Genomic DNA, 21135 nt, shown 5'->3' with positions numbered 1-21135 from the left:
TATGATCTGGAATTATATAAAAATCGCTTGGAGAAATATTAAGAAGAATAAGCTTTATTCGGCCATCAATATTTTCGGTCTTTCTGTTGGATTAGCAGCTTGTTTATTAATTGGACTGTACATTAACAATGAATTAAGTTATGACAACTTCAATACAAAAGCAGATAGAATTGTACGGACAACTATGGAGTTCAATATGTCTGACAGGGATCAACATGTTGCCACCACAGGCACCAAGGTAGGCCCCCAATTCGCAAGGACATTTCCGGAAATAGAAGAATACGTAAGATCCTATATAAGTAGCAGTACAGTAAAAAATGGAAATCTGGCATTTACGGAAAATAAAATTTTGTTTGCAGACCCAGCTTTTTTCAAGGTATTCTCATTCAATTTACTTGAAGGAACTGAAGCCACCGTTTTAGATGCTCCTGACAAGATTGTTTTAACCGAGACCATGGCCAAAAAATATTTCGGCGAACAATCACCAATTAACAAAACACTAAACGTTATTGGAAAAGAAATGCGTGTTTCCGGAGTCTGCCAGGATGCCCCTAAAAACTCTCAAATAAAATTTGACTTTGTAACTCAATTTACTAACCTGGGCAACAACACAAAGCGAGAGGAGTGGTGGTCAGCCAATTGGATGACTTACTTTCTTCTAAAAGAAGGAACCATCATAAACCGCCTAGAAGAAAAAATCAATAAATATATGGACTCACCAGCAGTGGTTGAACAAACCGGTGCAGATGGTGAAAAATTCCTCCATTACCGCTTACAACCACTATTAGATGTCCACTTAAAATCAGATTTGGCAGGATTTGAGCCGAATGGCAACATCACCAATATTTATATTTTCACAATCATTTCTCTACTGATTTTGCTTATTGCCAGCGCCAATTACACCAATTTAGCAACTGCACAATCTACAAAGCGCAGTGCAGAAATCGGCATGAGAAAGGTTATGGGTGCAAATAGAAAACAGGTTTTTATACAATTTATCAGTGAAACTACCACTATAACGTTTTTTGCTGCTGTTTTAGGTTTAATTATTGCGACAGCCCTTATTCCTTTATTCAACGATATTACCGGTGGTGCATTTGAACGCTTTGAACTAATTCAGCCTTTACCTTTGACAATACTTATTGTATTCACATTATTGGTAAGTTTCTTGGCAGGTATTTATCCAGCAATGGTGCTATCCAGTTCAAAAGCCAGTGGGGTTCTTAAAAAGGGATTTAATTCTACGGGTGGAAATGGGTTTCTTAGAAAATCTTTGATTGTTGGCCAATTCGCCATTTCAGTCTTTCTCATCATCTACACTTTGGTGATTTTAAAACAGATGGACTTTATAAAAACCAAGGATATAGGTTATGACAAGGACCATATAGTTGTAATGCCCTTCTCTGGCAGTATGCATAAAAATATGGAAGCATTAAAGGATGCATTTGGACAAATACCTGGTGTTCTTTCAATTACAGCTTCTTATGAAACCCCAGAATTTGTTCAATGGGGAGATGGTCTTACAACCCATACAGACGAAGGAAAAAAAGATGTTTCCCTAACTGCAATGCCAGTAGACCTAAATTTTGTAAAAACTTTAAATATGACTTTGGCTGCAGGCCGAGATTTTATAGAATCGGATTTTGCCATGCAGGACACAACCAATAATCGAGAGAATTACCTCCAGCCCTATATAATAAATGAGACTTTAGCCCATCAATTAGGTTGGACACCCGAGGAAGCAATTGGACAAATAGTTGAGAGCAAAGGTACTGGCCCTATCGTTGGTGTAGTTAAAGATTTTAATTTTCAAAGCCTACATAATCCTGTGGGACCCCTAATGATTTTTCTAGGACGGGATTTTTCTCGACTTTTCATGCTAAAGGTTTCCAATCAAAACATCCAAAACACATTGACTAGTCTTAAGGAAGTTTATAGTACCCGTATGCCTGAAATACCTTTTAACTATCATTTTCTAGACGACGATTATAACGCTTTATATAAAGCTGAAGAACGTACATCACAGCTATTTTCAGCCGCTTCAGGTACTGCTATTTTATTGGCTTGTTTGGGGTTGTTTGGTTTGGCTGCCTTTACCACCGTACAACGAACCAAGGAAATAGGAATTCGAAAAATATTAGGTGCCAATTTGGGAGATATTGTGTTTTTAGTTAGCAAAAATTTCCTCATGCTTGTTGGTATTTCTATTGCTATTGCCATACCACTAGCTATTTGGGCTTCTGGTAAATGGCTTGAAAATTTTTCATATAAAATTAATGTTGGCAGTGGGGTGTTTGTAATCGCTGCCTGTTTAACCCTAATTGTTACCCTTATCACTGTTGGATATCATGCTAGCAAAGCTGCTTTAATGAATCCAGTTAAAAGTTTAAGAACCGAATAACATCATCAAAAAACCAACATAAAAATGTTTATCAATTATTTAAAAATCGCTTGGAGGAACCTTTGGAAAAGCAAGTTCTTCTCCTTCCTAAATGTATTTGGACTCGCTTTGGGTTTGGCATGTTTCATTTTAATAGGCATGTATGTAACTGATGAGTTGAGTTATGACAAATTTTACGACAAGGCTGATCGTATCTTCAGGATTAATTCAGATATCCGTATTGGTGGTACAGAACTCATTTTGTCTCAATCAGCAGACCCCATGGGGGCAACGCTCAAAAATGACTATCCACAGGTAGAAGAATATGTCCGCTTTTACAGTTCTACAGGACCAAAATTGGTTAAAAAAGGAACTGATTTTATTGAGGAGACTGATGTTACCCATGCTGATTCAACTTTACTTAAGGTTTTTAATCTTAAGGTTCTCGTTGGCGAGAATGACATGGTTTTAACTGAACCGAATACCGTAATAATTACAAAATCTGCCGCTGAACGTTATTTTGGAAACCCACAGAACGCCCTTGGTAAAACTTTAGAAACAGACGATAACGGCTCAACTTTATATAAGGTTACATCTGTAATCGAAGACATTCCCAGAAATAGCCATTTCCATTTTGACTTTTTTTTCTCAATGGAAAATGTTGAATATCCTTTCGGCACCTTTTTGAGTCATAATTTTCAAACCTATGTGGTGCTTCAACAGGGTGTGGACTATAGAAAATTCAATGAGAAATTCGAGGAAGTTATTGCTAAATATATCATTCCCCAAGCTCAAGCTTTTATAGAGGTTAAAAGCATTGACGAATTTAGGGCAAGTGGTAATAAATTGGAATATTCACTCATTCCAATGACTGATATCCATTTGCATTCATCAAGAAGTTTCGAATTAGAGGCTAATGGAAATATCCAATACGTCTATATTTTCTCTGCAGCGGCTTTATTCATCCTATTAATTGCATGCGTTAACTTCATGAACCTGTCTACCGCCAGATCCGAGGGAAGAGCTAAGGAGGTAGGTGTCCGCAAAGTTTTGGGAACGGGCAAAACTTCTTTGATTTGGCAGTTTTTAACTGAATCTATTTTGTTGGCATATATCGGTATGATATTGGCCTTGCTTCTTGTTTTATTAACCTTAGGTTGGTTTAACCAAATTTCTGGCAAAGAAATACCTTTCAATTATTTATGGCGGCCTACCAATTTACTAATCCTGTTTTTACTCCCATTTGTGGTAGGAAGTTTTGCCGGTGTATATCCTGCATTCTTTCTTTCCTCCTTCAAGCCGATAACTGTATTAAAGGGAAAATTAATGAGCAACGGAAAAGAAAACACATTGCGAAGTGCATTGGTTGTTTTTCAGTTTGCAACATCCATTATATTAATCATAGGAACCATTGTCATTTATAACCAGCTGTCCTTTATTCGCAATTCTAATGTCGGTTTTAACAAAGATCAGATGGTTGTAGTTGATCTTCAAGGAATGCAGAATAACTCCCAAACAGCATTCAAAAATGAAATAGAAAAATTAAGTGCCGTTAAATCGGCAACATTTGCAGGATTTTTGCCAGTAGGTAATTCTTCAAGGAGTGATACCACAGTTTCCTCCGACCCGGTTATGACCCAAGATAATAGTGTAAATACTCAGATTTGGAGGGTTGATTATGACTATATTCCAACCTTAGGAATGGAAATTATTAAAGGTCGAAATTTCGATCCTTCTTTTGGTTCTGACTCCACATCTGTAATAATAAATGAAACAGCTGCCAAGCTTTTCGGATATGATGACCCAATTGGCCAGAATGTTTATGCAACCTACCGAGGAGAAGAGACTCCTGCCCCGTATAAAATAATAGGTGTTGTAAAGAATTTCAATTATGAGTCATTAAGAAAAAATGTATTCCCTTTGATTATGAGGTTGGGGTCCAACCAATGGAAAGTTGCTTTTAAAGTGGCTGGCAATGATATGCAACCCGTCTTAGATAAAATAGAAAGCACCTTTCATGAAATGGCTCCAGGAATGCCTTATAAGTACCAATTTTTAGATGAATCTTTTGAGAATATGTACAGGGAAGAACAACGAGTTGGGCAAGTAGCATTAAGTTTTTCAATCCTTGCTATCCTTATAGCATGTTTGGGGCTGTTTGGTTTGGCAACCTTTATAGCTGAAAAACGCACAAAAGAAATTGGCATCAGAAAAGTTTTAGGAGCATCCGTATCAAATATTGTAACCATGCTTTCCAAAGACTTTTTAAAACTTGTCATTATAGCATTCATTATTGCTATACCAATCGCATGGTTTGCAATGTACAAATGGTTAGAGGATTTCGCTTTTAAAATAAGTATTAAACCGTGGGTTTTTATTGTTACCGGGCTTGTTGCAATAATCATTGCGATAACCACCATAAGTTTTAGGGCAATTAGGGCCGCATTGGCAAATCCATCTAAAAGTTTAAGAACCGAATAAACCAAAAAGACAAACAGAGTTAAAAATAAAAGATGATAAACTTTTTTAAATCAGGTTGGCGCAATACCTACAGAAACAAAACTTTTTCTGTAATTAATATACTTGGTTTGGCTGTCGGTCTAGCTGGCTTCATATTAATGCTATTATATCTTAATTATGAAAAAAGCTATGACATTTGGCACCCTACTTTGAACAAAGTTTATGCGGTGGAACTTCAGGGAGAAGAAGGTATTAAATGGAATGGGTATACTCCTGCTATTCTAGGAAAATTTCTTCAAGAAAATATTTCAGGTATTGAAGCTTCTACAAGAATTTCTAGCTCGGGTGACTATGAAGTACTTCTTGAGGCCAATGGAAAAAAACTTTACCAAAAAGGGTTGGTAGAAGTAGATTCTAGTTTCTTCAACGTGTTTCCATATGAGATCATTATGGGCGACCCATCCACTGTGATGAATGCACCAAATGCCATGGTAATAAGTAAAAACTTGGCAGAGAAGTATTTTGGAACAACAAATCCGATTGGTGAAACGGTGAAATTATATGGGGCCTTGGAAGGAGTAATAACAGGAGTTATGAAAAGTCCAGAATCCCCATCCTATCTTAATACCCAAATGGCATTTCGATCTCCATGGGAAAAACAAAATAATCATTGGCAAAATTTTTCATTTCAAACATTCATTAAATATACCGATGACATTGCCCTTGAAGATTTAGATACTAAAATCAATGAAGTTTATGTTCAGAGCCACCTCCAAAAAAAGGGAAGTGATTATGAAAAGTATATGGCTTCACCAACTTCAGAAACGTTATTTAGTGAACGGTTTACGGACTTACATACCAATCCTAAAAGCGGGGATAGTAACCTACCAGTAATAAATATATTATTGATTTTAGCAGCTTCTTTATTGCTTGCTGGAGCGATTAATTTTAGTAATCTGTCCCTTGCAGCCTCCATAAGCAAAGCCAAGGAAATTGGCGTTAGAAAAATTTTAGGGTCGGCCAATTTACAATTGTTTTGGAAGTTCTTTATGGACATATTTTTCCAAATAATGCTCAGTGTAATAATCGCAGCCTTGCTTGTCTTTCTTATGCTTCCTTGGTTTAAAACAGTTTTCAATATCTCATTTACCCTTCTTCAAGGTTCCCTATTATGGGTATTCGCACAAATACTTTGTATTCTTTTAGCTGTTGCAACTTTATCAGGCCTTTACCCTTCCATTGTTGCTTCAAGGTATAATCCTATCCAAGTATTAAAAGGACAAACTAAACAAAAAGTTGGCAGTATGGGGCTACGAAATGTCCTCATTATTGGTCAGTTTGTTCTTTCTGGTTTCTTTATAGTTTGCAGTGTTGTCATTTATAAACAGGTCTCATTTATGCAAGACAAGGACAAAGGATTTAATGATGAACAGGTAATTAGAATTCAAACTACCCAAAATACCAGGGAACAAAATTTTGATTTAACTAGGGAAAAATTACTTGCAATTGCAGGTATCTCGTCAGTTTCTAAAACCACAACGGTGCCTGGCGACAAGTACATCGATACGACTTCGAACCGACTCCTTTGGGATGCTAAAACATTGCGATTCAATGAAGTTAAGATAAGTACAGATTATTTTAAAACCCTTGATGCTAAATTAATTTCAGGACGATGGTTAGATGATCGATACAACGATCAACATACGCGATCTACGATTATAAACGAAACGGCTGCCAAACAGATGGGGTTGGAAAATCCTATTGGGCAAGTTTTGCGCTTTCAACATTGCGACACTGTGCCGATTGAAATTGTTGGTGTTATAAAAGATTTTCAAGTGGAAGGTGTCAATAGACCTATACAATCTACTATGTTTCTAATTGGTAATGAAGCCTGTAGTTATCTTTCTGGAGGGGCAATTATTGCCAGATTGTCCTCTGGAAATCCAAAAAATACGTTAGCTCAAATAGAAAATATCTGGGAAACAATCGAGCCCGATTTCCCGATGCGCTATTCATTTCTGAATGAAAATTTTCAAAAGCTATATGCAGAATATCTGCGGATCCAAAAAGTAGTGGGCTATTTTACAATTGTGGCCCTATTAATTGCTGTAATGGGATTGTTTGCCTTGAGTGCATTTCTAATAAAACAACGCACTAAAGAACTAGGGATTAGAAAAGTATTAGGCGCCAGCGCACTAGATATTTTTAAAGCAGTTAGTGGCCGTTTCATTCTTTATGTATCTATTGCAACTGCCATTGCAATACCCTTGGGTTGGATAGCCAGCAGACGTTGGCTTCAAAACTTTGCCTACAAATACGAATTAAATTGGCTAATTTTTATTGCATCCGCTTCTATATTGTTAATAACCGCAATCATCACTGTTGGATTACAAGCCGTAAAAGCGATGAGAGAAAATCCAATTTTAAGTTTAAGAAACGAATAATATAATTATGCTATTAGAACTAAATAATATTTTCAAATGGGTCACCACAGGTGGTCGACGAATTTTCCTTTTAAAAGATATCAATTTTAAAGTTGAGGAAGGTGAATTTATTTCCATTATGGGACCCTCGGGTTCTGGCAAATCTACTTTGTTAAATGTCATAGGAATGCTCGATACATTCAATGAAGGAGAATACACATTTTTAGATACCCCAGTACACCAAATGAAGGAAAAACATCGTGCCAATCTCTATAAAGAATATATTGGATTCGTGTTTCAGGCCTATCATCTCATAGATGAACTCACCGTTTATGAAAACATAGAAACACCTTTACTCTATAAAAAGATTAAGTCTTCAGAACGAAAGGCATTGGTAGCCGATATGCTGGACCGGTTCAACATAGTGGGCAAAAAGGATTTATTTCCATCCCAACTAAGTGGTGGCCAACAGCAATTGGTTGGAATTGCAAGGGCTTTGATTGGAAAGCCAAAATTGATATTAGCTGACGAACCCACAGGAAACCTAAATTCTAAACAAGGGGAAGAAATCATGGAACTTTTTAAAGAATTGAACAAGGATGGTGTAACCATAATACAGGCTACGCACTCTGAAACCAACGCCGCTTATGGCAATCGCATTTTGAATTTGCTTGATGGCGGCTGGGTAAAATCTTGATTTATGAAACTACGATTGATTATATTTTGTATGATGATTTCATCTTTAGGCTTTAGCCAGACAAATGATGAAATACTCACATTGGATGAATGCATCCGAATAGCATTGGATAACAATTTAAATTACCAAAACAATCAATTAGATGCCCAAACCGCCCGTGCAAATTACAAGCGTTCGATAAACAATTTACTTCCAACCATTAATGGAAGCATGAATTTGGGAAACTCCAATGGGCGTAGTATAGATCCCTATACCAACAGTTATATAGATGAATCCTTAACCTTTTCAAATGCCAACTTGGGGCTGAATGCTATTGTTTTTAATGGTTTCCGTCTTTTAAACACGTTGAAACAGACCAACCTAAATTATAAAGCTGCTGAGATGGATGTTGAAGCTGCAAGACAAGACTTAATGTTGAACGTTACATTAGGCTTTCTTCAAGTGTTAAGTGCAAGAGATTTAGTGGCGTTAACTGAGGGTAGAATTACTACAAGTGAAGGACAGGTGGATCGCTTAAAAACACTCTATGACCAAGAAGTTGGCAATCCTGCAGAGTATCGAGATTTACAGGGTCAGTTTGCAACAGATCAAGCTTCTCTCATTCAAGCTAGAAATACGTTGAAGGATGCCCTATTAAACCTGCAGCAATGGATGAATACTGAAATGGAACTAGACCCTGACCAAATGCAATTACTCATTGATGCTAGTCCATATGGTTACACCCCAGATGAAATTTATCAAGAAGCTCTTAAGGAATTACCTTCTATAAAATCTGGCGAATTAAAGGTTGAAGCTGCCAATAAAGGTGTGGCGGTAGCACGCTCCCTATATGTGCCAGAACTTTCATTCTTTGCCAACCTCAATACCAATTACTCTAGTGCTGCTAGAATTTTCACTGAAACCGGAACCATGATTAACCCCACAGGTGATTATGTTTCTATTAATGGGACAAATTTTGATGTTTTCAGGGAGCAAACCTCATTCACTCCTGAAGAAATACCTTTTAAAGATCAATTTGAAAACAACGTTTTTTCAAACTTTGGTCTAGCGATTTCCATACCCTTATTTAATGGCTTCAGGGCTAAGAACAATGTTCAACTTGAAAAAATTAAACGCTCACAGGCAGAAAACACCTTGAATCAAACCAAATTAGAATTCAGACAGTTTATAAAGGAAGCTTACTACGACATGGAAGCTGCTTCTGAACGTTATGAAGTCCTTCAGACACAAGTAAAGGCTTATGAAGAATCTTTTAGAATTAATGAAATCAGATTCAATAATGGGGTTACAAACAGTGTGGAATATATTATAAGTAAAACCAACTTAGATAATGCCAGGGTAAATCTTGCAAATGTTAAATATGAATATGTGCTTAGACAGAAAATATTAGATTTTTTCCGAGGGCAGATTTAGAATGCTTTCCAACTATCAACCAAAAAACCTCTGTACACCCTTAAGTACAGAGGTTTATGTTTCTAATCCATAACAATCTTTGTTAAGATCTTGTTCATTTGGAGATCCCAAAAATACATTTTGTTATCCCCTAGGAATAACAGCATTGAAACAAGACTTAACACTATCCAAAGAAAAACCCTTCTCTAAACAGGCTAATGGGAGAAGGGTTCTAGATTCACTGTAGTAATAACAATCTAACCTATATTCTAACTAACTCCTCCAAAAATAATTTACAGATGTTAGATAAACGTTATTCCAAGGTTAAGCTTAAATTAAAAAACCTTCTGGAATAGCGGCCAGAAGGTTTTTACTAATAAAACTAGATTGCTCGTTTTTTACCTCTTACTATTCATAAAAGAATAGTACCCTTATAATCGAGGCTTGATTAGTGAAACAAAGCTAACTAACTATTTATCCTATTGGATTAATAGATTTATCAAATATATACATTTTTTTTAATGGACTGATTATCTAACAGTTTAATTTAAATAATCAATTTGTAGAGCCTTGAATATCACACTAGAATCTTTTCCCAAAAACTAAACCGAAACCAAAAATTTCATAAACGTCTTTGTGAATATAGTTTAGGGTTGCAGATAATTCCCACTCATTTTTCTCAAGCAACACATATTCGCTACCTAATCTTACTACCCCAAGTGTTTCATTTTTATCAGTTTCTAAACCACCACCAGCGGTCACCGTTAATCGGGGCATTAATTCGTAGGTTAGTCCCAAGGTTAACACAACCGCATTTTCTCTTTCTAAAAAGTTGCCTTCCTCCTCCTCTACCAAAAGATTAATGATTTCAATGTCATTATATGTACCTATTGCCCAGCGCTCCGCAATCCAATATTCATATGAAAAACCAAAAGTGGGGGCCAACAAGGTTACATTTTCATTAGTGCCTAAACTTCTACCTTCTGGCACTAAAGAAGAGCCAAGATATAAGGCTAGTTTGTGTCTTTTTAAAGTTTCTTGCTCTTCCTCTTGAGTTTCTGAAGTATTACGTATTACTGTATAAGCTTGTTCCTCCTGAGCATGAATTGTGAGTGAACCAAAACAAACCAATAACAAAATGGTTAAACTTAAACACCTATTAGAAAACAAAAATTTATTTACCATGTACTTTTAAAGGTAAAGTATTGTAATACCTATGACTTCGGATAGAGAAGAATAAGATTTAACCTCAACCCCCAATCAGGATTTAGTGGACTATTTCCATAATACACTTTTGGTCCACCTCCAAGCTGAATCATTTGTTTGCCCAATTTGGTGACCTTGGCGTAATAAACCCCAATAAAACCAGTAAAAATATCATTCAACCAACTCTGAGTATTTTCCGCCGCGATAGTATAGGAACTTCCAGATGGAGTTGCATATGTAAAAAATGGCTGCACAAAGCTGGCACTTAAAGGATTGCCGTCACCAGCGTAGGACCACATATGGTTGATCAGTGCTCCATAGGTTAATTGGCCCTTTAATTTTAAGAAAACAGCATTTGGCCCTGCGCCCCATACATGCGCTCCCAAGGCATCATTTGTGGCCGTTGGCAAAAGTAAGACAGGGCCCACTCCCCAAACCAAACCTCCTTCGGTGGGCTCTTTTGGAGAGAAAAACAAACTTTGGGCAATATCACCCATACCTGAATCACTTTGGCCATCTACAAATACATCGCTTTGGGATACTATTGGCACAATGGTTCTGCTTATTAAATTCCAATTTTCGCTTAGGCTCATTGGAATGACAGGCTGGACATTTAGTAAATACTTAAAGCCTTCATTTGGCCCAACATTGAATTCAAAATTGTTTTGAAGCGGCACACTAATAAGGCTGGCAACGGGGTTAGCCAATTGCTTTGCCAAATCAGAGGCCGAACTACCTCCAGAATCATCTTGGGCTACCACACCAACTGGTGCACTTATGAAAAGTAAAAATCCAATTTTAGAAATAAGGTTTTTAATCATGATTAAAGATTTAGAAAAATGAGATAATTCGTTTTATTGCCCAAAATGAAGCATTAGAAGAATAAGTAATTTTTTCATGATCCGTTTATAAAATTTTATTGCATATTTTTTTAAAATCCAAGGCCCAAATCTGTGTTGGGATACTTCTTCATCGTTGCTATATGTCGTTTTTGAAAAGCTACAACAGCAGGCAGTCCCCATTCAAAATAGCGATGCCCTTCACTTGCCATTTCTTTGGGGTCAACATTTAAATTAAATACCCAAGGAGCTGTTCCTATTCTTGTAAGCAAAGAAGCATCGATGTTTCTTCGGGTTTCCTTTGTTTCAAAAACCTGAAAATGGACTTTATAATCTTTCCATCGCATAGCACAAAAATCTGTTGAATTCCATAAAAATACTGCCTGACGTAGAGACTTCCCATCCTTTGCTAAAAGGTAAGGTGTTTGGTCGATTCCATCGAAATATAAAGTATTCGGCAATTTGTCTAATACCCCGCCAACACGTAATGATACCATATAAATATCAGAAAGGTCCATTAATCCATTTGTTTCCTGACCTGGTTCAATCATTCCTTTCCAATAAGCTATGCAAGGAACCCTTACACCACCTTCCCAAGTAGTTCCTTTACCTCCACGCCAAGGATGATAACCAGAATCTGGGAATACATCTTCATTGGCACCATTGTCTGATGTGAAGATAACCAAGGTATTTTCAAGTTGACCACTTGCTTCTAGAGAATTCATAATATCCCCAACAATATCATCCATTTGAACAATGGCGTCCTTAACAGGCATCGCTGCAGGACTTTTACCAATATAATCTTCACCACAATAAGTATCGTTATGTATGGCAGTAAATGAGTGAACCAAAAAGAATGGAGACTTCCCAGAATGCTCTTGAATAAATTTGATGGATTCTTCTTTTAGTTTTTCATCTATTTGTCTAAGTTCTTCAATGGTTTTAATCTCAAAGCCTACTTCGCGTCCACCTCCTTTATTTCCCTTAATAAGTCCTTCGGGTTGCAACTGAAATGCTTTGTCATGAAGTTCCTTATTATTGATCATGTCAGAATATTGTCTTTCAATTAAAAACTGGGTATAATCAGATTGTACAGCAGGAAGGCCATAGAAATAGTCAAAACCAACTTCATGAGGCAACATGTTTTCAGCTTCCCCTATATGCCATTTCCCAATAAGAGCAGACTTATAGCCTGCTGTACCTAATAACTTAGCTTGTGTAACTTCTACTTCCCATGGATTAGTTGATACTTTATCACCGCTTAGCAATGGTCTTGTAAGTCCACTTCTGATAGGTTGTCGCCCCGTCAACATCATTGCCCGGGATGACGTACATGTTGGTGTCGAATAAAAAGAGGTAAATCGTTTACCTTCTCTGGCGAGACGATCAACATTTGGAGTTGGGGCACCAACAGCAACACCGCCTCCATTTACACCTATATCTCCCCAGCCCAAATCGTCAACCAAGAAAATGAGTATGTTTGGTTTTTTTCCCATTTTCGCCTGAAGATCACTAAGTTTTTTACTAGCAATTTTTTCCTGATCGGGTCGAGGAATGACTGGTTCTAAATTATCTTTAATTGTTACCGCCTCATCAAAGACACTAATTTGCTGAGCTCGTGAGCTTATCATGCTCAAAACGAATAGAAGTAGAATGAAAATCTTTAATTTCATTGTTTAAGGAATTTTAAGTGAAGTATGGACGCCGTAACGTCCCATACAAATGTTGGGCAGGTTTACTTTTTTCACGCTTTAATTTAAATGGTTCAACGCAAAATATTCTCGGGGTTTTTTGTTTAATTTTCTATTCATGGAAAAATGGATAAAAAATCTTTCTTCATATCAACTACCAACCAATTTTTTTCCTTAGCCATCTCTAAAGCAGTCTCCATATGACCGCTTAATGTTTTTTTGTCGTAGGCATATTCTCTTTCTTCATCAGTGTGATGAAGGAGAACACATAAGGTGTTGTAATTAGATGCAGAGGCATATTCCATCATTGCTTGATCTCCATCGCTGTTACCCCCCACAAATACTGGGCGTTTCCCTATAAACCTATGTATGGCTATAGGTTTTGCCTCCTTATCATCATAAAAAATATCTCCTTCAATCTTAGAAATTATTGGATTTCCATCTACAAATTCAAAAGAGGTATCACCGTAACTACCAATGACTTGGTAAGGGGGAATGCCATATACCTCCTCAGCAAAAACTCGCATAAAATCAGCACCTCCACCGCTTACAATAAAGGTTTTAAATTGGTTCTGCCTTAAATATTCAAGCAGCTCAAGCATAGGCGAATAAACCAATTCATTAAATTTTCGCGTATATTTTTTATTGGTCGCTGTATCCATCCATTTCATCACCGCCTCCTTAAATTCACTCTCAGTCATGCCTGCATGTGAGGCATAAACTAAATTGTAAACATCTTCTTTTCTAGCCTTCTCTAATACGCTATAATCTCCCTTAGAAATTTGGGTTAAAAAGGGATCAGTCTGCCAATTTGGACGTTCATTTATTTTAGCCTTTACATAATCTAATGCAAATTGTAATTGATTTGGCCAAGGCTGTTCTGGCCATAAGGTGCCGTCATTATCGAACACAGCAATGCGATCTTCGACAGGAATAAAATTAGAAGAAGATGAATCTGTAACAGTATTTACCCAAGATTCTATTCTATTTTTTGGGTCTTCTGCCCAACTAAGCAGAGAAATGTCACTTACTTTATCACTATTGGAATCCTCTTCAATTGTTACTTCTTTTGCATCTTTCACACAAGAGATTAGTGGAAAAACAATTAAGATGGTCGTAATGATTCTCAAACTTAAATGCATCACTATAAAAATTTGTTAATTAATTATAAGGGGCGTTATCACGCCCCATATAATTGTTGAGCAGGTTTTCTTTTTCACGCCTAATTCTTCAAAGACAAACGCAAAATTTTCATGGGATTATGATTGTATTATTTCTAATTTAAGAAACATTTATTGTCTTGCTTTAGACTTAAGAATGGCATCAATAGCCTTGTTTATATCCAAAGATGCCGAAGCCTGTCTAGGTGGAAATTCCTTGAATGTGGATAAATGATCATTCAACAAGCCAATGGCAGGTTGCATAACCCAAGATTTTTCCATCATTAAATGGAACCCAGTTATATCGTCGTAGTGCTCAAACGGGTCTTTTCTTAAATTGAACAGTTGAGGCATGGTATGGGAGACCATATCATCAAAATAACGCTCCTTGGTGGCAAAGTGCATTTTCCAAGGCCCTACCCGCATCGCAGTTAAACCACTTTCATAATAATAGAAGAAATAATTTCTAGCTGATTTATCTGTCTTACCTGTCCAATAGTCCAAATTATTAAAACCATCTACATAAACTTTATAGGTCATATCTCCTACTTTTTTACCTTTTTTCAATTCAGCAGAAATATTTGGATTTCCCACAGCGGCCATTAATGTTGGCAATACATCTTCATGGGCGGATATTCCATTTCTAACAAGTCCGGCAGGAATTTTCCCAGGCCATCTTACCAAAAAAGGAGATCTTAATCCACCTTCCCAAGTGGTCATTTTTTCACCTCTAAACATGGTGACACCAGCATGGGGAAAAGAACTCTGTTCTGGACCATTATCCGTAGTATAGATTACGATTGTATTATCGTCAATACCTAGTTCTTCCATATAATCCAACAACTCTCCAACCTGCCCATCATGTTCAATTAAACCATGACCGAACAAATCCATATCGGTACTGATGCCGGTTGCAAGATTTTTAGATTCTTCCTTTAGCCTTGTATAAACATGCATTCGACTTGTGGCATGCCAAATAAAGAAAGGTTTATTAGCGTCCTTAGCGCGTTTCATAAAGTCCTTGGACCTTCGAACCAATTCATCATCAAAGGTTTTCATATCTTCACTGGTTAACGGTCCAGTATCCGTGATTCGCTGCTTTCCTATTTTACCGAACCGAGGATCTTCTGTATTGTCCATTTGAGTTGTAGCAAAGGATTCTATGACCCCACGAGGACCATATTTATTTGCAAATTCTGACGATTTTGGGTAATCTGCCTGTTCAGGCTCTTCTGATACATTAAGATGATAAAGGTTGCCATAGAACTCATCAAAACCATGCACGGTAGGAAGATGCTCATTGCGATCTCCTAAGTGGTTCTTACCGAATTGACCCGTCATATAGCCAAGAGGTTTTAAAAGTTCAGCCAAGGTAGGGTCTTCTGGCTTAAGCCCCAGTGGATTTCCAGGTTGGCCTACAGTTGTAAGTCCTGTTCTTACAGGTTTTTGTCCTGTAATAAATGCAGCTCTTCCAGCGGTACAACTAGGTTGTGAATAGTGATCTGTAAAAAGTGCGCCTTCTTTGGCAATTCTATCAATATTTGGGGTAGGATATTGCATCCCCATACTATAGGCACTTAACGAATTAGGCGCCACATCGTCTACCATGATTACCAAAATATTTGGCTTGTCTTGGGCAGAAAGAAAAAAAGGTATTGAAATGAAAAACCATAAAAGAAATTTCAAAGAGTATGTTGAGTATTTCATGATTTGAATTGAAGTATATGAATTTTAGAATTAATTAAATTATTGCTTTCCTGACTGTAATTGTTTAACCAATTCAGAAAAGTCAAGTGTTGCTGCTTTTTGAACTGGAGGATATTCTTGAAGCGTTTTAATATGCTCACCAAGAATTTCCTGCACCGGTTCGTTAAGGAACTGTTTTCTTTGAATAATATCTGAACGATCGGTTGTATTATCAAAGCTTTCGTAAGGATCGAAATGCAGATTGTACATGATAGGGAATTTATGCTTTATGTATGGTGCATAATAATCTTCGCTAGTCTGGAAGTTTAATTTCCATTGGTTTACACGTATCGCCCTAATATCAGATTCATGGTAATAAATAAAGTTGTTACGGTTACTCTTTTCGCTTTTGCCTAACCAATAATCTAGATTATTGACACCATCAATATATTGTTTTCGTTCCTTTTTCATTTTTTCTGCAACATTAGGAACTCCAGCTGCAGCCGACAAAGTGGTGAATATATCCATATGAGACTGGATTCCTCTCAACACCTGACCTTCAGGGATATGGTTTTTCCACATTACCATCATAGGTACGCGTACGCCGCCTTCATAAGTCGTCATTTTTTCTCCTCTAAATGGAGTCGTTCCACCATGGGTACGTGCACTGTGTTCAGGACCATTATCAGTAGAATAAATTACGATGGTGTTTTCTAATGCACCCATTTTTTCAAGTTCATCTAAGATCATCCCAACATGTTGATCATGCTCTATCATTCCACTACCATACATATCATGTTCAGTTGTATAAGGAAGTGCCAAATACCTGTTTTCAGGCTTTAGATGAGTAAACATATGCATGCGACTTGGGTTTAACCAAACAAAAAATGGCTTATCATCCTTTTTGGCCCTCTTCATAAAATCAAGAGAAGCTGCAATAAATTCCTCGTCTACGGTTTCCATACGCTCTTTTGAAAGTTGGCCTGTATCTTCAATTTTTTGTTTTCCAACTTTCCCAAAACGAGGATCTACAGTAGTATCATCCGTATTAGTTGCCCAAGTATGTAATACGCCACGTGTGCCATATTTTTTAAAAAATTCAGGGTTTTGGGGGTAATCCTTCTGTTGATATTCTTCCTGGGTATTTAAATGGTATAGATTGCCAAAAAATTCATCAAAACCATGAACAGTTGGTAAATGTGAATTAAGATCACCTAAGTGGTTTTTACCAAATTGTCCTGTGGCGTATCCTTGCTCTTTTAGAACTTCGGCAAGGGTTGGTGATTCTTTTTTTAGCCCTAGAGGGCCACCGGGTCTACCAACAGTAGTCATACCACTTCTAATAGGGTATTGGCCTGTAATTAATGCCGCACGCCCTGCTGTACAAGAAGGCTGTGCATAATGTTCAGTAAACATAATACCTTCTTTGGCGATACGGTCTATGTTTGGGGTTGTATATCCCATAACGCCATTTCCATAAGCGCTCACATTACTCCAACCAACATCATCAGGAAAAATGATGAGGATATTAGGTTTGTCTTGGGCTAGGGAAATAATAGGTAATAGAAAAATAAATAGAAGTAACCTATTTAATTGGATAACATGTTGGGTCATAATTTTATAATTAAGTATTGAAATAAAATTTTTTTACAAATGATAGGTTAGATTATCAGTTTTAAAAGTCAATCAATACGGCAATTATCAACAACAATGACCTTAATATGCAATGCTATTAAAATAGGCCAACAAAGAATTTACCACAAGAGCGAATGTAGGGGAAACCAGGTCAACGGTTGTTCGCCTATAAGTTGGTAGGTACTTGGCAGAATTGGAAAAAATAAGGAGACAGAAAAACCTAACTCCTTATCATAATTTAAATATAATAATTTTAGTTAAACACCACTGCTTTTTTGACTAAAGAAACCAATTAAAGGTTAAACAAAACAACATTTTAACTATTTTATAATCTTGAGATAATAATTTAAACATAATCGCGTGCCTAAAATGCTTCTCCAATTCTAAAATAAATACCCCAGTCTTTCTTACCCACAGCGGCGTCAATACCAATATTAAAATGTTCCTCGTCGAATACTAAATATCGAAAACCCGCACCAGCACCGGGATACAATTTCCAGTTAAAATCATCATTCGCAGAGCCATAGAGAGTCGATAACCCCCCAAAAGCCACTAGCCCCATTTTGGAATGGAAGTTAAAGCGGTATTCCCCTTGTAAAGCTATGATACCGTCACCTCTATACTTACCTTCAGAATACCCCCTAATATCCTTACCTCCTATGGTTTCTTGTTGTTCAAAGGGTAATTCACCCAAGCCTACCAAGGCTGAAAATCTTGCAGCAATCACATCTCGGTCATTTTGTTGGCCAAAGTATTGATTGTAACTAAATTTTAATTTATTTGCCGCATTATCATTGCTAAACCACTCAGGGATCATTAGCCATTTTATCCGCGCATTAAATCCATCTGTGGGATAATAAATAGAATTACGGTTGTCGTATTGGGTATTCACTTCCAACCCATTTGTTTGAGTAATCGAAGATTCTAATACCTCATCTTCATAATCAGTGTCATAATGGGAATAGGTATAGTTTAGTCCTAAGTAAAAGTGCTTCTTTATGAGGCGTTGGAATCCAATACTTGCAATGGTTGTTTTAGTGTTATAATCATAAAAATCCGACGCATCCTGAAAATCCAAGAAAAATTGCGAGTAGTGGTTACCCGTAACTCCAAACATGGTTATTCTCCATTTATCCTCATTCAAGAAAAAACGGTTAAAAAGGGCCACGAAATAGGAATTGTTGGTTGTATAGAGTGCAGTTGCCCCAGACATGGATTTTGGCGAAAGACTATCCTTAGAATTTAATCGGTACATGATCATTGGAATGGCCCCAAACATGAAGCCCATATCTCTATTATAGCCTAGATACGGCATCAACTTAAAATCAATTGTTTTGGGAGTTTTTTGAATTGTATCACCTTCAATTTTTTGGGCAAAACCCACTCCAGAACTTAACAGAATGATAGCGACTAAAAACCTTCTTAAGTAATCCAAATTAGATGTTATTTATATTTTTAATAGGTGTTTTTTTAGGCAGTTAGTTCGGCTGCTAAGTCTCCTTTATTTCCAAAACTATTTAAAGCACGCATCGCGGCTTGCATTGAAATGGGAATATAAATGCATTCCGAATCTTTATAATACCGTATCTCACCTCCACCCATACGAGGAGCATCAGGTATTAAAACACTGATATTTCCGGTTTCATCTTTATGGGTAATAAAAGCAATTACGTAATAGGTATCCTCCTTTAATAAAATAGCTTTCCAATAATTATTGTTTCCTAATTGATCTTCTTCCTTTAAATATTTGTATTTCATCATTTGAAGACTCGGAAATAACATGAATAACTGATTTTCAATATCATTATTCCAATTATGAATAATTCCTTTTTTAATTAAGACACCACTGATGTATGCAATTAAAATTAGGACGAAAACAGTTAAAATTGTAACCGTATAGGCGCCTATAACCGTTTGTATATCTAGGAATACCAAAAATTTAGATACCATAGGTTTAAGTATGGCCAATGTATGCCTAATTAAAAATATGAATAGTAATATCGGAATTAGGAAAAATAGCCCTCCAATAACCAATGGACGAAAAGAGTTTTGCTTTGGTTTCATATGATTAGAATTGTATTATGAATGGTTGAAATACTATTGACTTCAACCTATATCAATTTTAAAATTTTTTAAAATAGAATGTATAACCAAATAGAATTCCTAAAGATGAATAATTCGCTTTAGTTATAGAAGTAACTCCATCTAAAAGAGAACTGGAGGATGGATTATTTAAATTTCCTGTTTGCTGATAATTTTCAGAAGTACCTGCACTAAACAACAACCCTAAACTTAAATTGCTATTATTTCTATTTATGGTTACACCAGTAGTAAAATGAAATATATCCCATGAACTTATAGTTGTTCTTATTCCTGAGCCCAGTAATTCCTTATCAAAATAAGACATATCATTTCTCGCACTTGCCAAGAGAGAAACCGAGTCAGTAAGTCGGTACTCATAACCGATGGCAACATTCATTACCGATTTAGCAGCAGAACGCACACTCATAAATTGATCACTTGTAAGTTGAGGTGCCAAATCGGCTGGTCTCACAAATGTATTAGGAGCTATATCCATAATATCATAACCATCTATACCGGCAAAGTAATTAATAGATAACCCTAGATAAGATTTGCCATTATCGTAATTCACCCCCGCCCCAAAAGTGAAAGGCGATTTAAATGTAGTTTTTAATTCACCCTGTCGATCCGTTGCCACACCGCTTTGAGGAGAACCGTTTTCACTTAATTGAATGTTTTTGGCCACAATATTGGCAGCAACGGTTCCCTTACCCCCAATATTTAATGACGGAGAGGTTATCGTTGCGCCAAAACTCCAATTCTTCATGCTATAAATTGCACCTAATTTTAAGGCGTACCTAATATTATAATATTCAACATTCTGGGTTAAATTTCCTCCAACAAAGGTTTCCTCGATATCATTTAAAAATACATAAGTTGAAAAGTTTCGCGCGTAATCCTGTGAACGCACAGTAATTAGATTAGATAGTCCGATTGAGAAATTTTCATTAATCACCCTTCCTAAACCAACAGCAAACAGAACCTCATTTAACCTACTCGACAATCCGCTTTCGCCAACCAATTCTTCACTCCCTGGGCTTGTTGCATCTTCAATAATATTATAGTTACCGTCCACTCTGGCAATACCCTTAAATTTAAAATCTACTGGGGCCATAAAACCATAGCCTAGTTTCCATTTTTCATTTTTAAGATTTATCATCCCACTCGCCAATAAAGGAACCGAGCCCAAATTGCTGCTTTTAAAATCCGCTTCGTCTCCAAGCGCATTAAATATTTTAATATTCTCAATTCTATAAGCATTGGCATTTACGGAAATGGTTGAATTTTCCAAATTTGCCAAACCAGCCGGATTATAATAAATCATAGTATTGTCATCAGCTCCACCAATTACAGCCCCAGATAACAAGGCTGTCCGAGTACCAAATTGCTGCGACCAATAATGTGTATCTTGGGCAATTAAGGAATCAGGAGACAAGAATATAAAGCAGAGAAAACAAAAAATTGAGGAAAAAATCTTTTTCATG

The 21135-nt window shown here is 36.6% G+C and carries 14 protein-coding genes; 5 read left to right on the top strand and 9 right to left on the bottom strand.

Annotated features, from left to right (window positions below):
- Position 1: 1 nt before the first annotated feature.
- Genes ISU00_RS09395 through ISU00_RS09375 form a run of 5 tightly spaced genes read left to right on the top strand, consistent with a single transcriptional unit; the run spans position 2 to position 9373 of the window.
- Positions 2–2401 (top strand): ABC transporter permease, encoded by a 2400-nt coding sequence (locus tag ISU00_RS09395; protein ID WP_228850401.1) that lies wholly within the window; start codon positions 2–4, stop codon positions 2399–2401.
- A 24-nt stretch (positions 2402–2425) separates the two neighbouring features.
- Positions 2426–4861: an ABC transporter permease gene (locus ISU00_RS09390; protein ID WP_228850400.1), complete on the top strand. Its 2436-nt coding sequence runs from the start codon at positions 2426–2428 to the stop codon at positions 4859–4861.
- Positions 4862–4893: 32 nt separating this feature from the next.
- Entirely contained in the window at positions 4894–7284 is a 2391-nt protein-coding gene (locus ISU00_RS09385) for an ABC transporter permease (protein WP_228850399.1), read from the top strand.
- Between the two features lie 7 nt (positions 7285–7291).
- Positions 7292–7960 (top strand): ABC transporter ATP-binding protein, encoded by a 669-nt coding sequence (locus tag ISU00_RS09380; RefSeq protein ID WP_228850398.1) that lies wholly within the window; start codon positions 7292–7294, stop codon positions 7958–7960.
- Positions 7961–7963: 3 nt separating this feature from the next.
- Positions 7964–9373 (top strand): TolC family protein, encoded by a 1410-nt coding sequence (locus tag ISU00_RS09375; RefSeq protein ID WP_228850397.1) that lies wholly within the window; start codon positions 7964–7966, stop codon positions 9371–9373.
- A 561-nt stretch (positions 9374–9934) separates the two neighbouring features.
- Here the strand turns inward: ISU00_RS09375 and ISU00_RS09370 are convergent.
- The 9 genes from ISU00_RS09370 to ISU00_RS09330 form a co-directional block, all read right to left on the bottom strand.
- Positions 9935–10537: a hypothetical protein gene (locus ISU00_RS09370; protein ID WP_228850396.1), complete on the bottom strand. Its 603-nt coding sequence runs from the start codon at positions 10535–10537 to the stop codon at positions 9935–9937.
- Positions 10538–10566: 29 nt separating this feature from the next.
- Positions 10567–11379: a hypothetical protein gene (locus tag ISU00_RS09365; protein ID WP_228850395.1), complete on the bottom strand. Its 813-nt coding sequence runs from the start codon at positions 11377–11379 to the stop codon at positions 10567–10569.
- Between the two features lie 110 nt (positions 11380–11489).
- Entirely contained in the window at positions 11490–13070 is a 1581-nt protein-coding gene (locus tag ISU00_RS09360; protein ID WP_228850394.1) for a sulfatase-like hydrolase/transferase, read from the bottom strand.
- Positions 13071–13204: 134 nt separating this feature from the next.
- Positions 13205–14170, bottom strand: a complete 966-nt coding sequence (locus ISU00_RS09355) for an HAD family hydrolase (RefSeq protein ID WP_228850393.1) — start codon at positions 14168–14170, stop codon at positions 13205–13207.
- A 210-nt stretch (positions 14171–14380) separates the two neighbouring features.
- Positions 14381–15955 (bottom strand): arylsulfatase, encoded by a 1575-nt coding sequence (locus tag ISU00_RS09350; RefSeq protein WP_228850392.1) that lies wholly within the window; start codon positions 15953–15955, stop codon positions 14381–14383.
- 39 nt (positions 15956–15994) lie between these two features.
- Complete coding sequence (locus ISU00_RS09345) at positions 15995–17548, bottom strand: arylsulfatase (protein WP_228850391.1); 1554 nt, start codon at positions 17546–17548, stop codon at positions 15995–15997.
- A gap of 385 nt (positions 17549–17933) precedes the next feature.
- The gene (locus tag ISU00_RS09340) at positions 17934–19004 is read right to left on the bottom strand and encodes a BamA/TamA family outer membrane protein (protein WP_228850390.1); all 1071 of its coding nucleotides are present in this window, start codon (positions 19002–19004) and stop codon (positions 17934–17936) included.
- A gap of 35 nt (positions 19005–19039) precedes the next feature.
- Entirely contained in the window at positions 19040–19633 is a 594-nt protein-coding gene (locus ISU00_RS09335) for a DUF502 domain-containing protein (protein ID WP_228850389.1), read from the bottom strand.
- 58 nt (positions 19634–19691) lie between these two features.
- The gene (locus ISU00_RS09330; RefSeq protein ID WP_228850388.1) at positions 19692–21134 is read right to left on the bottom strand and encodes a hypothetical protein; all 1443 of its coding nucleotides are present in this window, start codon (positions 21132–21134) and stop codon (positions 19692–19694) included.
- Position 21135 lies beyond the last annotated feature (1 nt).

The sequence above is a fragment of the Aegicerativicinus sediminis genome (genome assembly GCF_015476115.1).
Lineage (GTDB): Bacteria > Bacteroidota > Bacteroidia > Flavobacteriales > Flavobacteriaceae > Aegicerativicinus > Aegicerativicinus sediminis.
Note: the sequence above shows the minus strand (reverse complement) of the source record. Positions and strands in the feature narration are given on the sequence as shown.